1 protein-coding gene is annotated in these 500 nt (G+C 46.8%); it reads right to left on the reverse strand.

Annotated elements, in window-relative coordinates; translation table 11 throughout:
* Window positions 1–50: 50 nt before the first annotated feature.
* Window positions 51–500, reverse strand: a 450-nt coding sequence (locus KEM10_RS25250; RefSeq protein ID WP_212221033.1) for a hypothetical protein, incomplete at its 5' end; no start/stop codon positions are given.

The raw sequence follows: 500 nt of genomic DNA on the forward strand, positions 1-500 counted from the left end.
GCGGCTTAATAGCCTTGTTATTAAATTGATTAAATGTTATTTAGTGAGAATCAGGATGCCATCATATCGCCCGAAAAGATGTCATAGTCCATGCTGTCGGGGTCGAGGTTTTGGATTTTGCCAACTGGTTCATCGTCATCATCTGAACTGCCAATCGGTTCATCGCTCATTGCATAATCGCTGGCTGCATTGCCAATTGGGTCGTCACTCATCGAATAGTCCGATGCTGCACCTGATACCGAAGCCTGAATTTCACGCTCGATGTCAATGTCGGCTGCCGGGAGAGCTTGTGTAATTGGGTTTAAGGCACGTAGCCCGTCCATCTCATCCATATCGCTGTAATCTTCATCACCGATGATGCCCTCTAATCCTTGGAGGATGGTTTTACCTGTGGCTTTCTTGATAATGGATTCAACACCTGCACCTGCTGCACCTACCAAGCCCAGCTTTACATACTCGTTTTTGGTAAACTGCGTACCAACCAAACCGCCCATAGTAAC

Source organism: Carboxylicivirga linearis (assembly GCF_018271995.1).
Classification (GTDB): Bacteria; Bacteroidota; Bacteroidia; order Bacteroidales; family Marinilabiliaceae; genus Carboxylicivirga; species Carboxylicivirga linearis.